The organism is Ralstonia sp. UNC404CL21Col (genome assembly GCF_000620465.1).
GTDB classification, from domain to species: Bacteria; Pseudomonadota; Gammaproteobacteria; order Burkholderiales; family Burkholderiaceae; genus Ralstonia; species Ralstonia flatus.
Window position 1 is genome coordinate 81,040 of sequence record NZ_KK211140.1, and the last position, 13,559, is coordinate 94,598.

Here is a 13,559-nt window from a genome sequence, read left to right on the forward strand (position 1 = left end):
ATCATTCTAACGCCGGGGTTGCACGCCGCTTGCGATAATGGCGGCTTGCAACGCGCCAATACAGCTACAGGAGACGCACCGTGGGCAATCGCCTATCCAAAATCGCCACCCGCACCGGCGACGACGGCACCACCGGCCTCGGCGACGGCAGCCGCACGGCCAAGGACAGCCTGCGCATCGCCGCCATCGGCGACGTCGACGAGTTGAACTCGCATATCGGCGTGCTGCTGACGGAATCGCTGCCCGACGGCGTGCGCGCGGCGCTCACCGCCATCCAACACGACCTGTTCGATCTGGGTGGCGAACTCTGCATTCCCGGCTACACGATGGTGACGACCGCGCACGTGTTGCGGCTCGATCAATGGCTGGCCGATTACAACGCCGATCTTCCGCGGCTGGCCGAATTCATCCTGCCAGGCGGCAGCCGCGCCGCGGCACAGGCGCATGTGTGCCGCACCGTCGCGCGCCGTGCCGAGCGGAGCATCGTCGCGCTGGGCCGCGCAGAGACCATCGGCGAGGCGCCGCGCCAGTACGTCAATCGCCTGTCGGACCTGCTGTTCGTGCTGGCGCGCGTGCTGAATCGCGCAGATGGCGGCACGGACGTCCTCTGGAAACGCGACGAGCACAAGCCGGCGTAATCGCCGTCCGCATCAAACAAAACGGCCCGGCGAGGTGACCTTACCTCGCCGGGCCGTTTGCTTTTGCGGCGCGCAGAATCAGTTCACGATCGTTGGCGTCGTCGTGCTTTGCGCCACGGCGGCCAGCCCCGCCAATTGCCCTGGCGTGGTGATCGTCAGCGCCTGCGATGGCGTGGGCGCCGGGAAGCCGGCTTCGGCCAGCGCTTCCTTGATGGTGCGGTTGGTGTCGAAATAGACCTGCCAGTAGTTGTCGTTGTGCGTGTACGGGCGCACGGCCAGCACGGGCCCGACCAGGTTGAACTCCAGAATCTCAACATCGACCGCCGGATCGGTCAGCACGTTCGGAATGGCGGCCACCTTTTCCTTGAGCAGCGCGATGGCGGCGCGGTGATCGGCGCTGCCGGCCAGTTGCGCCTTCAGCTCGACGCGGCGGAACGGGTTGGAGGTGTAGTTCTGGATCGTGTCGGCGAAGATTTTGCCGTTGCCGACAATCGTGACGACGTTGTCCGGCGTGTTGATGGTCGTGGCAAACAGGCCGATCTCCTTGATCGTGCCCGTCACGCCACCGGCCGTCACGAAGTCGCCCACCTTGAACGGCCGCAGCACGATCAGGAACGCGCCCGCCGCAAAGTTGGACAGCAGGCCCGACCACGCCATGCCAACCGCCACGCCGGCGGCGGCAATCAGCGCAGCGAACGTCGTCGTCTGAATGCCGAAATAGCCCAGGATGCCGATCACCAGCAGCACGTTCAGCGTAACGGTGATGATTGACCCGACGTAGCGAAGCACGGTCGGATCGACCTTCTGCCGGGTCAGCGAGCCTTCCACCATGCGTACCGCCAGATGGATCAGCCAGCGGCCGACCACCCAGAAGACGATGGCGGCGAGGATCTTCATGCCGACGTCGGTGGCGTACTGCGCCACGATTGCCTGGTACTTGCTTGCGGTGTTGACGGCGGTGTCCGCCAGGTTGTCTGCCATGGGTGCCTCCGAAAGAGCAGGGGGGGAACCCACCTACGATATGTCAAAGACAACGCACTTGTGTGGCTTTGATACGTTTCGCTCACATTTGTTATAGATCTGCGCGTTGATGCGCGCGCAAAGAAAAAGGACGCCCGCAGGCGTCCTTCCCAAATCACGCTGATGGCGTCTCAGTTGCCGCTGCCCGGCACCAGACGGCGCTTGCGCACGGCGTCGGCCAGCGTTTCCAGCACCTTCACCGAATCGTCCCAGCCGATGCAGGCGTCGGTCACGCTCTGGCCGTAGGCCAGGTCGGACACGGGCGTGCCTTGCACGTGGTCCTGGCGCCCGGCGTTGATGTGCGATTCCACCATCACCCCGACGATGCGGTTGTCGCCGGCAGCCATCTGGCGGCCGATGTCTTCGCACACCGGAATCTGGTTCTCGTGTTTCTTGCTGCTGTTGGCGTGCGAGGCGTCGATCATCAGGCGCGCGGCCAGGCCCGATTTGGAGATGGCGTCGCAGGCTTCCTGCACGCTGGCCGCGTCATAGTTGGGCGCCTTGCCGCCGCGCAGGATGATGTGGCAATCCTCGTTGCCGGCCGTCGACACGATCGCCGAGTGGCCGCCCTTGGTCACCGACAGGAAGTGGTGCGGCTGCGATGCGGCCTTGATGGCGTCCACGGCGATCTTCACGTTGCCGTCGGTGCCGTTCTTGAAACCGACCGGGCACGACAGGCCGGACGCCAGCTCGCGGTGCACCTGGCTTTCGGTGGTGCGCGCGCCGATGGCGCCCCAGCTCACCAGATCGGCGATGTACTGCGGGCTGATCACGTCGAGGTATTCGGTGCCGGCGGGCAGGCCCAGCTCGTTGATGTTCATCAGGAGCTCGCGTGCGGTGCGCAGGCCGTCGTTGATCTTGAAGCTGCCGTCCATGTGCGGGTCGTTGATCAGACCCTTCCAGCCGACCGTGGTGCGCGGCTTCTCGAAGTACACGCGCATCACGATTTCCAGCTCGTTCTTGAAGCGCTCGCGCTGCTCGACCAGGCGGCGGGCGTAGTCCATCGCTGCCTTGGTGTCGTGGATGGAGCAGGGGCCGATGATGACGATCAGGCGGTCGTCCATGCCGTGCAGGATGCGGTGCATCGCGTTCCGGCTCTGGTAGATCAGGTCGGACACGGTGTCGCTGCACGGGAATTCGCGGATCAGATGCGACGGCGGCGTCAGCTCTTTCAGTTCGCGAATGCGCAAATCGTCGGTGTTCTTCGGCATGGAAAGCTCCGGGGATGTGTCTTGAGTTCTATTGGAAACGTCTACTGTGTTCGGATCATGTTTCGCGTCGGTGCCGGGGTGGGGCAGGTGACAGGGCGAAAAAAAACCGCCAGGGTCGCTGGCGGTTTTCGGTATCTGCTGGGTGCTTTTATTTTTGCTGCAAGCGCCCCTCTCCTTCCGCCAGCGGTGCGAGATGCCAAAAGTAAAAGTAAAAAAACTTGGCGAAGGACATGAGAGGAAAACGAGGCAATGCAGGAAAAATTGTGGCGCTCAGTTGGCTTGAACCTACTGCGCCGCACCAATCGAACCGTCTTTATAAACCCTTTTTTTGAGGGCCGCAAGCGCGGATTTTCCGGGCCTGCGGCGTCAAAACGACGGTTTCAGGGCAATCAGGCGGTGCCGCCCACGGTCATGTTCTCCATGCGCAGGGTCGGCTGACCGACACCCACCGGCACGCTCTGACCTTCCTTGCCGCACACGCCGATCCCCGAATCGAGGCGCATGTCGTTGCCGATCATGGTCACGTGCTTGAGCGATTCCGGGCCGCTGCCGACCAGTGTCGCGCCCTTGACCGGAGCGGTGATCTTGCCGTCTTCGATCAGGTAGGCCTCGCTGGCCGAGAACACGAACTTGCCGTTGGTGATGTCGACCTGGCCGCCGCCAAAGTTGACCGCATACAGCCCCTTCTTGACGCTGGCGATGATCTCTTGCGGGTCCTTGTCGCCGCCCAGCATGTAGGTGTTGGTCATGCGCGGCATGGGCAGGGCGGCGTAGCTCTCGCGGCGCGCGTTGCCGGTCACGGGCATCTTCATCAGGCGCGCGTTGAGCGTGTCCTGCATGTAGCCGGTGAGGATGCCGTCTTCAATGAGCGTGTTGCACTGCGTGGGGTTGCCCTCGTCGTCGAGGTTCAGCGAGCCGCGGCGGTTGGCCAGCGTGCCGTCGTCGACCACGGTGACGCCCTTGGCCGCCACGCGCTCGCCCATGCGGCCGGAAAACGCCGACGAGCCCTTGCGGTTGAAGTCGCCCTCCAGGCCGTGACCGATGGCCTCGTGCAGCAGCACGCCGGGCCAGCCCGGGCCGAGCACCACCGTCATCGTGCCGGCCGGTGCCGGCTTGGCTTCCAGGTTGACGAGCGCGGAAGAGACCGCCTCGTCCACGTATTCGCGCAGCAGTTCGTCGGTGAAGTAGCCGTAGGCATAGCGGCCACCGCCGCCGGAGCTGCCCATTTCGCGGCGACCGTTCTGCTCGGCAATGACGGTGACGGAAATCCGCACCAGCGGGCGCACGTCCGCAGCGATCACGCCGTCGCTGCGCGCAACGAGCATCACGTCGTATTCACCGGCCAGACCGGCCATCACCTGCACCACGCGCGGGTCTTTGGCGCGGGCGAGCTTTTCGATCCGCTCGAGCAGGGCAACCTTTTCGGAGGCCGTCATCGAATCGAGCGGGTCGTTCGGTGCATACAGCGAGTGGCTGCCCGGGGTGCTGGCCAGGCTGTTCGCCACCTTCACGCGGCCGGCGCCGGCTTTGCCGATCGTGCGCGTGGCACCGGCGGCCTGCATCAGCGCGGGCAGGCTGATGTCGTCGGAATACGCGAACGCCGTGCGGTCGCCCGACACGGCACGCACACCCACGCCCTGGTCGATGCTGAAGCTGCCGGATTTGACGATGCCTTCTTCCAGGCTCCACGCCTCGTTACGGGTGTACTGGAAGTAGAGGTCGGCGTAGTTCACGCGGTGCGTGAAGATGTCGGCCAGCGCGCGCTGCAGGTGCGCTTCATCAAGGCCGTACGGATCGAGCAGCACGCGGCGCGCGATGGACAGATTCTGGATGGCGATGTCGCCTGCGTTCATGATCGGTTCTCGTAAAAAAATTCGATTGGCTTACATCACGCGGTGCTTGAGCGCGGGCAGGTCTTGGCGCACCTGCGCGAGGCGGGCGGGGTCCATGTCGCCGATAGCGACGCCTTCCCCCTCGGGCACGGAGGCAATGATCTCGCCCCACGGATCGACCAGCATGGAATGGCCCCACGTGCGGCGGCCGTTTTCATGGCGCCCGCCCTGCGCGGCGGCGAGCACATAACACTGGTTCTCGATGGCGCGGGCGCGCAGCAGGATTTCCCAGTGGGCGGCGCCCGTCACATAGGTGAAGGCCGCCGGCATCAGAATCAAGTTCAGGTTGCCCTGTGCCGCCAACGCCCGGTACAGCTCCGGAAAGCGCAGGTCGTAGCACACCGACATGCCCACGCGGCCGCACGGCGCATCAAAGGCGACCGGCGTGGCGCCGGGTTCGATGGTGCGGGCTTCGTCGTAGCGTTCTTCACCGCGCACGAAGTTGAACAGGTGGATCTTGTCGTAGCGTGCGACCCGCAATCCGGCCGGGTTGAATGCGAGCGACGTATTGCGCACGCGCTGTTCGTCTTCGCACCACATCGGCAACGTGCCGCCGACGAGCCACAGCTTGTGGCGGCGCGCGGCATCGGCGAGAAAGGTCTGGATGGGGCCGTCTTCGTCGGCTTCGCGGATGGCGACCTTGTCGGTGTCCTTGCGGCCCATCATGCAGAAGTACTCGGGCAGCAGCGCGAGTTGCGCACCTTGGGCGGCGGCCTCGGCGAGCAGGGCGTCTGCCCGTGCCAGGTTGACGTCCACGTCGATGGCCGTCACGGTCTGGATGGCGGCGACGCGAAAAGGTGCATCGAAAGGCGCATCCATACCGGATGCGACGGGGGCCGGAGCAACGGTGGTCGAGGTCATGGCGCCTATTTTGCCGAGGTTTGCGATTGGCTGCCCGAATTACCGTTGGAGGCCACTTTTTCGATCTTCGGATCGGCCCAGCTGCCGGTCACGTGGTATTGCGTGACGAAGGCCTTCGACAACTGGTCGCCCAGAACCAGTTGCGCGGCCAGCGTGCCCAGCCCGATGGCCGGGTTGATGAACGCCGCGGCCAGCGAGGCCGATGTGGCGTCCACCTTGGGCGTGACCTTGACGCGCAGGTCCTGCGTTTCATCGAGGATGTTGGCCGAGCCCTGCATGGCCACCTGGAATTGCGGGCCCTTCACGGCGAAATCTTCGGTGTGGGCGATGCCGCTGGCGATGGTGCCGGTGGCTGCCACGCTCTCGAACGGCGTGCCGCGCCCGGTGGCGCTGCGCAGGTCGGTCGCAAAATGCAGCAGCCCCTGCAGGCTCAGCACCCCGGCCAGCTTGGCCAGGCCCGGATCGACGGGCAGGAACTGGCCGCGCTCCAGGTTCAGCGCCATGCGGCCGTTGAGCGTCGGGTAGTCGATCGACATGGGCGAGCCGCGCCAGACCACGCGGCCTTCCAGCTTGCCCTTGGCACCGTCGATGACCTTGGCGAAGCCCATCTTCTGCAGCAGGTCGCCGGTGTCGCGCAGGTCGAGGTTGAAGTCGAGCAGCGTCCGGCGCTCTGGATCATCGCCGCCGCCGCGCAGGCGTCGCGGGATGCGCCACGTGCCGTGCGCCGTGAGCGTGGCGGCCGGCTGCTCGATCTTCAGCGTTTCGAGCGTCCACACCGGCGCGCCGTCGGTGATCTGGCTGCGCGCCTTGATTTCCAGCTTGCCGAGCGCCTTGCCGCGCAGGTCGAACTTGTCGGCGACGAGGTCGAGCGACGGAATTTCCTGCGAGCTGCTGGCCAGCGATTCGGTGAGCGCCGTCTCTTCCTTGGCGTCGGGGATGCTCATGCGCGACAGGCGCATCGTCAGCTCGCCGAAGGGCACGGCGGCGCTTTCGGCGTGCCAGCGCGCGCTGCCGGCAATTTCGCGCGATTCGATGGTCGATTGCCAATTGGCACCGTCGCGCGTGGCGTCGATGCGCACGGCGTTGAAGTCGCGGCCCAGGATGCGCAGCGTTTGTGCGCGGGCGTTCAGGTGGCTGGGCAGATACGCGCTGTGGTTGCTGGAGGCGTTGGCCGCATTGGCTGCGTTGGCGGCATGTTCGGCGGCAATCTGCGTGGCGCTCTTGTCAGGGGCGGGTGCAGCAAAGGCATGGCGCCAGGCGTCGACGTCCAACTGATCCAGCGCCAGATTCGCCTGGACGCCTTCCTGCGGCTGCGGCACCGGTTGCCGTATGCCGATGCCGCCGCGCAGCACCTCGACGCCGTTGCCCGTGTTGCGTTGCTCGTAGCGCGCGCTGACGATGTTGCCGACCTGCAGAACGATTTCGTCGATAGCGTTGTTGGATGCCAGCGGCTGCATCTCGAAACGCACCGGCAGCGGCTGCCCGGCCGCCTTGTTGAGCGGCGCCGGCAGACGCACCGTCATCGGCGTCAGATCAGACTGCACCTGGATGAGAGGCCGATGCTGCTTGACGCTGATGGTCGCGCTGTACGGTGCGCTGCCCTCCAGCGAGCGGGCGACGGCGGCCACGGGGCTGTTTTCGGGCGTCGTCTCGCGCAACCCTTGCGCCGACGCGGTGCCCGCCACCTGGATGCGGATCGTACCGTCGGGCGCGGTGCCGCCCGTGGGACGGATTTCGCCACCGGCAAAGCGTGCGCGCAGATTGTCGAAACCGATGCCCTTTTGCGTGAAGGTCAGCGCGCCGGTCACATCGGTGAGCGGCGGCGCCTGGGGAACCAGCGTGACGTCATTGCGCAGGAACGTGACGCTGCCCTGGGCGCGCGTCGAGTGCATCTCGTGCAGCGGCAGGTCCAGCTTGAGCGCCAGCGTCGCGTTGCCCTGGGCGCGCGCGTCCTTGGTGAAGTGGCCAATCCACTGGCTGATCGGGCTGGCCTCGATGTATTGCAGGAAGTTTTGCGTAGCCCCGTCGCCCCGGCCCTCGATGGTGAGCAGCGGGTTGTGGTCGCCCATGTCGGGCAGGCTGCCGCTCACGTCCTGCAGGTTCACGCCCATCACCTTGGCGCGCGCCACCTTGAACGCGAGCGATGCCCGATCGAACGTCACGGTGCCGTCGATGTTGGTGAACGCCGGCCAATCGCCCGGGTGCGTGGGCACCCGACCCGGCGGGTTGTGCGCGGCTTCCGGAGGCGCCGATTGGTACGTCACATCCTGGATCGGCACTTCCACGCGGAAGACGCCCTTGTGCGGCGGACGGAACGGAAAGTCGTGCAGATCGCCCGCCAACGCGAAATTGACATTGTTAGCCGTGCCGGCCTGCAGTGCCCCGCCGAGGTAGTCGCGCAGATGCTGCCCGATCGACAGCGGGAGATAGCGCGGCACACGCGGCACGTTCGCGCGTTCCAGCGTGCCCTTCAGGTCGATGGTGCCGAGGTGGCTGGTGTCTGGCGCGTGACGATAGCTGCCCGTGATGCGCGCCGAGAGGTCGTCGTTGGAGAACGCAAGGTTGTCGCTCGTGACGACCAGTTCCTGCTTGCGATACGTCCAGCTGAACGTGCCTTGCAGCCGGTCCAGCGACACGCGGGCATCGGCAAAGGTGCCGGGCAGCAGCAGCGCGGTGTCGTTGGACTCGATGCGCAGCGTCCCCTTGTCGTCGGAGAAGACGGCGTTGCCGGAGAGGTTTTCAACGCCCGGCACGGCCGGCTCGGGATGCTGGCCCGGCGGCACCGCAGGCAGCGCGCCGGGGCCGAACGACACCTGGCGCATCGTGGCGCGGCCAGTGAAGTGCACGGGCGCCGGTGTATTGGGCCGCCAGCGGGAGACATCGCGCTGCCAGTTGATGTCCAGATCGTCGATGCGGCCGGACGGTTGCTTTGTGCGCAGGGGTTCCAGCACGCCGCTGGGCAGCGGCAGCGCGGTGGCGATGTTGCGCAGGTCGGCCAAATCCAGTGTCGTGGCCTTGACTTGCAGGTTGCGCAGGGCGTCGCGCGAGTCCAGCGCCCACCCCACGGTGACATTGCGCAAGCCGCGCGGCGTGCCCGCCGGGTTGGCCGGCGTCTGGATGCCGGGGCCTGCCAGCTCGGGGACCGACAGCGGCTGGGCGGGCAGGTTCAGCGGTTGCCAGAGCAGCGTGTCGACGCGCAAGGTGTGCTCGCCGCGCGCATTGCGCTGATGGGTCGCCAGCGCCTGGAGGCTGCGCAGCTGCAGCGGGTCAAGATCCTTGCGGACCTGCAGATCGAGCTGCTGCCCCGTCAGGCGTGCCTGGCTGCGGGTGAACACGCCGTCGGCAAACTCCACCGAACCATCGGACGTGAGCGTGCCGCTTGTGGCCGCGGCCAGCACGGGCACGTAGCGCTGCACGGACGCCAATTGCAGCGTATCGACCTGCCAGGACGCCTGGCCATGCCAGTGGTGCCAGTCGCCGGGGCGGGCAAGCAGGTCGTGGCGGAAATCGGCATGCAGCTTGATGGGGCCGCTGAACAGCGTGGGCGATGTGCCGCTGGCCTCCAGCCGATGGCGCGTCGGTCCGCTGCGCAGCTGCACGCGCACGTTGCCCAGGGCGACTTCGGGCAGCTTCTGCTGTTCGTCGAGCCAGCGGACCTCGCCTTGCTGAAAGTCGATGTTGCCCTGGGAAAGCAGCTGGTCGAGGAAATTGCTGTCGCCGCCGGCGTCGGGGTTGAGCGGCATGCCGGCGACGGAGAGCGCGCCTTGCGGGTCGCGCCGTACCAGCACGTCGGCCTGGCTGGCGTGCAGGGCGGCAAAGGTGATCTGCACGCGCAGCAGTGAGCGCCAGGACAGCCGCGCCTGCACGTCCTGTACCGCGAAGGTGCGGCGGCCTGCGGTGTCGTGGGCATCGATGCGTTGCGCGCGGAAGGCCGGGTGCCAGCCTTCCCAGTAGGTTTCGAGCGAGCCGATTTCGACCTTGGCGTGCAGTGCGCTGGACGCCTCGCGCTCCATCCACTCGCGCGCCACGCTCGCGCGCGGCCACAGAATGAAGCGCACTGCCAGCATGCCCACGACGGCCAGAATGGCCAGCGCCGCCGCCGTTTTCCACAGCACGCGCCACAGCTTGCGCCAGATCGGGGCGCGGAAAAAAGCCCCGATGCCCGCGCCGATGCGGCTGACGAGTCGGACCGACCGCGCCCAGGCCGAGGGCCGGCTCACCCCGCGTGTGGACAGGGTGCTGGCGTGTCCACCATCGGACTTCGGCGATTCTGGGGGCTGGGACGGGCGGGGCATGATGCGGATTATCCGATATTCAGGAGGCGGCGCCACATTTGGAGGCCGGGCGCCGCGCTTGCTGAGCGGCAAGCACGGGCAAGCACACCCGATGCCCGCGAAGCCGGAGACCGCTAGCCGGCTTTGCCTGCATTTCAGCGAGAATGGATGCTTCCGCCAATGCCCGATGGGTTCGCATGACCGATTCCGCCTTGTCCGCCCAGCCATTTCTGAAAGCCCCGGCCCGCCGGCCTGAGACGCCTGCGCCTGCGCTGCCCTTTGCGCTGGCGTATTCCCGCTACCTCCAGCGCCAGGCGCAAGCGCGCCAAGGTTGGGCCGAGCGCGTGCAGGCCAGCGCCGACCGTCCGGTTGACGGCGCGTGGCTGTCGGCGCGCTTTGCCGAACTGTTCGACACGAAGGCCGTGGAGGTCGAGGTCGCGCTCAAGCGGGCGTTGCGCCTGCTGCGCAATGAAGTGTTCGGCGTACTGGTCGAGCGCGATTTGTCCGGCGCCGCGACGCTCGATGAGGTCACGGGCACGATGACCGACCTGGCCGAGTTTGCCGTGCGCACAGCCATTTCCGTGATCGGCCAGGAGCTGAGCGCACTGCATGGCCAGCCGATCGGGCAATCCACCGGCGAGGTGCAGGAACTGGTGGTGGTCGGCATGGGCAAGCTGGGCGGGCGCGAGTTGAACGTCTCGTCCGACATCGACCTGATCTTTCTCTACGACGACGACGGCGACACCCAGGGTGGCTCGCGACCGCTCTCCAATCATGAATATTTCACGAAGCTTGGCCGGCGGCTGATCAACGCGCTGGCCGATGTGACGGAGGACGGCTACGTCTTCCGCGTCGACATGCGCCTGCGCCCAAACGGCGATGCGGGGCCGCTCGCCTGCAGCCTGGGCATGCTGGAGGAGTACTTCGTCGTGCAGGGCCGCGAGTGGGAGCGCTACGCCTGGATCAAGGGCCGCGTCATCACCGACCCGGCCAGCCCGTATGCCGGCCGCGTGATTCAGCAGTTGGAGCGCGTGACGGGGCCGTTCGTGTTCCGGCGCTATCTGGATTACGGCGTGATCTCGGCCATTCGCGCGCTGCATGCGCAGATCCGCAGCGAAGCGGCCAAGCGCAGCAACGGTGCCAACCAGCAGCGCGACGGCGAAGGCCACCTGCAGGCGCGCTCGCCCAACATCAAGCTCGGGCGCGGCGGCATTCGCGAGATCGAATTCGTGGCGCAGGTGTTTCAGCTGATTCGCGGCGGGCAGGATTTCGGCCTGCGTGTACGGCCCACGCTGGAGGTGCTTCGGGCGGCGTCCGAGCGCGGCCTGATCGACGCCGAAGCCGTGGCGCGCCTGACCGAGGCTTACCGCTTCCTGCGCCAGCTGGAACATCGCCTGCAGTACATCGAAGATGCGCAGACGCACAACCTGCCGGGCTCGCCCGAAGATCAGCTGCGCGTGGCGCGCATGATGGGCTTTGACGATTACGCGGCGCTCGTCACCAAGCTCGAGGCGTATCAGGACGAAGTCGCCCAGCATTTCGAACAGACCTTCTCCGACAAGCAGGACAGCCAGCCGCCGTGTGCCGCCGTCTGGCACGCCGACCTGCTCGACGACGAGCACACGGAAACCGCTCGCGCACAACTCGCCGAACTCGGCTATGCAAATCCGGAGAGCGTGCTGGAGCGGCTGCGTGCGACGCGCAATTCGCCGCGTTACCGCGCGTTGTCCGAAGTCAGCCGCCAGCGTTTCGACTTGCTGATCAACCGCGCGCTGGACCAGGCTTCGCGGCAGACCGATGCCGATGTCACCATCGCGCGCTTTCTCGATTTCTTTGATGCGATCAGCCGGCGCTCGTCGTATCTCTCGCTGCTGAGCGAATACCCGCAGGCCATGGAGCGCGTGGCCCACACGCTGCATGCATCGCGCTGGGCGGCGGACTACCTCACGCGCCATCCGCAACTGCTCGATGAGCTGCTCGACGTGGAGGCGCTGTCAGCCGAGCCCGACTGGCCGGCGTTCAGGGCGCGCGTGCGGGAACGCCTGGAGGCCGCGTCCGACCATGTCGAGATGCAGATGGACATCCTGCGCCAGGAGCACCATGCGGAAACCTTCCGCGTGCTGCTGCAGGACCTGCAGGGCATGCTGAGTGTCGAGCACATCAGCGACCGGCTTTCTGACCTGGCCGACGCCATGCTGGACCTCACGCTGGAAACGGTCTGGAAGCAGGTCGCCACGCGCCACCGGGAGGTGCCGCGCTTTGCCGTGGTTGCCTACGGGCGGCTGGGCGGCAAGGAACTCGGCTATGCGTCGGACCTCGACATCATCTTCCTCTACGACGACGATGACGAGCGCGCGCCGGACGTGTACGCGTCATTCGCGCGCAAGCTCATTACCTGGCTGACCAGCCATACCGCCGCCGGCACGCTGTTCGACGTTGATACGCGCTTGCGGCCGAACGGTGCGGCAGGTCTGATGGTCACGCACTTCGAGGCCTTCCGCCGCTATCAGATGCGCGAAGGCGACAACGCTGCGTGGGTGTGGGAGCACCAGGCGCTGACGCGGGCACGCTTCTGCGCGGGCGATGCGGAAATCGGCGAGCGCTTTGAGGCACTGCGTACGGCCGTGTTGCGCCAGCAGCGCGAACGCGGCCCGCTGCGCGACGAGATCGTGGCGATGCGCGAGCGCGTGGCGGAAGGCCATGCGAATCCGACTGCGCTGTTTGATCTCAAGCACGACCGGGGCGGCATGGTGGATATCGAATTCACCGTGCAATTCCTGGTGCTTTTGCATAGCGCCGCGCACGCCGAGCTGACACGCAACAAGGGCAACATCGCACTGTTGCACATGGCCGGCGAGTTGGGCCTGATCGATGCGACGGCGGCCGCGCAGGTTGCCGATGCCTACCGTGATTTCCGCGCGCGCCAGCACAAGTTGCGGCTCGATGGGCACTCGGCCGCGCGCGTTCCGGTTGATACCTGCGCGCACGAGGCCGCCCACGTGCGTGCGCTCTGGACGCAGGTGTTCGGGCCCGAGCAATGACGGCACAGCGGCACACGTTGCACACGTGGAGCGCGTGCGTTGGTGTGGCGGCGCTGTCGGCCGCCTTCTCGTTCGTGCCGTGGCTGTACGCGGTCGGTCTGTATCAACGCGACGCTGTGCGCGCCGGGCAGTGGTGGCGCATCGTGACCGCCATGTGGGTGCATCTGGACACGTGGCATTGGTTGGCCAATGCGATGGCGGCAGCAGGGCTCATCTTGCTGCTCGCGCGCGTGGTGCGGCCGCAGGTCATTGTTGGAGCGTTGGTGGTGTGCGGGGTGCTCGTCCAGGTGGCGCTGCTCAATCAGCCGGCGGTGCAGTGGTACGGCGGGCTGTCCGGCGCGCTCCATGGCCTGGCGGCATGGGGCGGGCTGCGGCTGCTGAAGCCGTCTGTGAGCGATGCCGAGGATGGCTTCTCGCGCTGGACTGGCGTGGCGCTGTGCGTGGGCGTGCTGGTGAAAGTGTGGCTCGAGCAATCCTGGCTGTCGCCCATCGCCTTTGACCCGCACTGGGGGTTTGGCGTGGTACGCATTGCGCATGCCTTTGGCGCGGTGAGCGGATTGCTGATCTGGGTGCTGGGGGAGTGGCGCGCGCAAGGGAGCAGGCAGACGCCACGCTGATCGGC

At 66.5% G+C, this 13,559-nt stretch carries 8 protein-coding genes; 3 read left to right on the forward strand and 5 right to left on the reverse strand.

The window, feature by feature from the left end; translation table 11 throughout:
• Window positions 1–80: 80 nt before the first annotated feature.
• Window positions 81–638 (forward strand): cob(I)yrinic acid a,c-diamide adenosyltransferase, encoded by a 558-nt coding sequence (locus N511_RS0118300; protein ID WP_027680603.1) that lies wholly within the window; start codon window positions 81–83, stop codon window positions 636–638.
• 78 nt (window positions 639–716) lie between these two features.
• On the opposite strand, the gene N511_RS0118305 is transcribed toward N511_RS0118300, so the two are convergent.
• The 5 genes from N511_RS0118305 to N511_RS0118325 all read right to left on the reverse strand — a co-directional run bounded on the left by N511_RS0118305 (window position 717) and on the right by N511_RS0118325 (window position 9,917).
• Window positions 717–1,619, reverse strand: a complete 903-nt coding sequence (locus N511_RS0118305) for a mechanosensitive ion channel family protein (RefSeq protein WP_027680604.1) — start codon at window positions 1,617–1,619, stop codon at window positions 717–719.
• Window positions 1,620–1,789: 170 nt separating this feature from the next.
• Entirely contained in the window at window positions 1,790–2,869 is a 1,080-nt protein-coding gene (aroG, locus tag N511_RS0118310) for a 3-deoxy-7-phosphoheptulonate synthase AroG (protein WP_012762821.1), read from the reverse strand.
• A gap of 389 nt (window positions 2,870–3,258) precedes the next feature.
• The gene (gene tldD / locus N511_RS0118315; protein ID WP_027680605.1) at window positions 3,259–4,722 is read right to left on the reverse strand and encodes a metalloprotease TldD; all 1,464 of its coding nucleotides are present in this window, start codon (window positions 4,720–4,722) and stop codon (window positions 3,259–3,261) included.
• Between the two features lie 30 nt (window positions 4,723–4,752).
• Window positions 4,753–5,622 carry a carbon-nitrogen hydrolase family protein gene (locus N511_RS0118320; RefSeq protein ID WP_027680606.1) on the reverse strand — a complete coding sequence of 290 codons (870 nt, stop codon included), beginning with the start codon at window positions 5,620–5,622 and terminating at the stop codon, window positions 4,753–4,755.
• Between the two features lie 5 nt (window positions 5,623–5,627).
• Window positions 5,628–9,917 carry a YhdP family protein gene (locus tag N511_RS0118325; protein WP_027680607.1) on the reverse strand — a complete coding sequence of 1,430 codons (4,290 nt, stop codon included), beginning with the start codon at window positions 9,915–9,917 and terminating at the stop codon, window positions 5,628–5,630.
• A gap of 176 nt (window positions 9,918–10,093) precedes the next feature.
• On the opposite strand from N511_RS0118325, the gene glnE reads away from it, so the two are divergent.
• Together glnE and rrtA are read left to right on the forward strand one after the other, a co-directional pair.
• On the forward strand, window positions 10,094–12,937 hold the full coding sequence (glnE, locus tag N511_RS0118330; protein ID WP_027680608.1) for a bifunctional [glutamate--ammonia ligase]-adenylyl-L-tyrosine phosphorylase/[glutamate--ammonia-ligase] adenylyltransferase: 2,844 nt from the start codon (window positions 10,094–10,096) through the stop codon (window positions 12,935–12,937).
• Window positions 12,934–13,554 (forward strand): rhombosortase, encoded by a 621-nt coding sequence (gene rrtA, locus N511_RS0118335; protein WP_027680609.1) that lies wholly within the window; start codon window positions 12,934–12,936, stop codon window positions 13,552–13,554. Before glnE ends, rrtA begins: the two co-directional genes overlap by 4 nt.
• The last annotated feature ends 5 nt before the right edge of the window (window positions 13,555–13,559 follow it).